Source organism: Gordonibacter pamelaeae 7-10-1-b (assembly GCF_000210055.1).
GTDB classification, from domain to species: Bacteria; Actinomycetota; Coriobacteriia; order Coriobacteriales; family Eggerthellaceae; genus Gordonibacter; species Gordonibacter pamelaeae.
Genome location: NC_021021.1, coordinates 746212 through 747697, shown reverse-complemented (window position 1 = coordinate 747697; position 1486 = coordinate 746212). Strand labels below are relative to the sequence as shown.

Annotated in this window: 1 protein-coding gene and 1 pseudogene; one reads left to right on the top strand and one right to left on the bottom strand. The window is 67.0% G+C overall.

What is annotated here, in order from left to right; all coding sequences use genetic code 11:
* On the bottom strand, positions 1 to 1116 hold a 1116-nt coding region (locus GPA_RS03565; protein ID WP_041238968.1), incomplete at its 3' end, for an acyltransferase family protein.
* A 199-nt stretch (positions 1117 to 1315) separates the two neighbouring features.
* Between GPA_RS03565 and GPA_RS17890 the strand changes: the two are divergent.
* Positions 1316 to 1486 (top strand): annotated as a pseudogene (locus GPA_RS17890) (tRNA 2-thiouridine(34) synthase MnmA); the annotation flags it as partial.

Here is a 1486-nt window from a genome sequence, read left to right as displayed (position 1 = left end):
CTCGCCCGAGCGAACCTTCTTCACCAGGCGGCCGAAGGCCCCGTGGCGGAAGGGGTTCTCCACGAAGCGGTACGACAGCGCAGCGCAGCCGAACACGGCCGCCAGCTGCAGCAGGTAGAGCCACCAGGGCGTGTCGCCGATGCCGCCCGGGTCCATGAGCAGCAGCAACGGGTAGTGCCACAGGTATATGCCGTAGCTGCGCTTGCCTATCCACACGAGCGGCCTCGCGCCCGCGACGCGCCCGATGACGCTGGCCGGATGCACCATGGCCGCGATGACCACGGCGGTGAGCACCGAGCACAGCACGAGCCCGCCCCGGTACAGGAAGGGCGAGAACCCGTTCGAGAACACCACCAGCAGCAGCAAGCCCGCGAGCGCCGCGGCCCCCACGCCGTCGAGCACGGAGCGCTCGCGCTTCGTCAGGCGCACGCCGCTTTTGGCGCCCAACAGGTGCGACGGCCACACGAACGCCAGCCATGCACCGATGAGCAGCGAGAATGCGCGGGTGTCGGTGCCGTAGTACACGCGGCTCGGGTCGGCGGCGGGGTTGAACAGCAGCGCCATCTCCAGCGCGGAGAGCGCGGCCAGCACGAGCACGGCATTGCGCACGGTGCCCTTCTTCGCCCCCAGCTTCAACGCGGCGAACAGCGCCACGGGCCACACGAGGTAGAACTGCTCCTCGATGGCCAGCGACCAGAAGTGCGCAAGCGGCGACGGAGCGCCGAGCGCTTCGAAGTAGGACACGTCGTGGAATATCTGCCACCAGTTGTTGAAGAAGAGCAGGGACGGCAGGACGTCGGGGCGCATCTTCGTGAGCAGGGCGTGGTTGAACAGGGTGCAGAGCACGGCCGTGCAAACGATGACGAGCACGATGGCGGGCACGAGCCGCCGGATGCGGCGCAGCCAGAAGTGCGGCAGGTCGATCTTGCCGGTATCGTCGTACTCGATGAGCAGCAAGCTGGTTATAAGGTAACCCGACAGCACGAAGAAGACGGTGACGCCCAGCAGGCCGCCGGGCGCCCAGGGCATGCGCATATGGTAGGCGATGACGGCGAGCACGGCGAAAGCCCGCAGGCCGTCGAGCGCCGGTATATAGCGAGACTTCGAGCCTGACACGTGCGATCCCCCTTGCTGTGTTTGCGGTCGATGCGCGGGATGCGCAGGATCCAGTATAGCGCTCCGCCGAGCGCCGAGAGCGTATCATACCGCGCTGCGGCTGTTCTGCGTAGGCTCTTCACGTATAGTTGAAGCGCTGCGCTGCACGGGCATCGCTTCCTTTATACTGGCGACGAAAGAAGATGCAAAAGGAGGGAAGATGGCAACGGGTGAGAACGGCGCACGGCGCGTTGCGCTGGGCATGAGCGGCGGGGTGGACAGCGCGGTATCCGCCGCACTGCTTATGCGCGCAGGCTACGAAGTGGTAGGCGTCACCTGCCGCTTCACCGACGATGCGGCGGCCGACCGCGCCGTCGGCGACGCGGCGGCG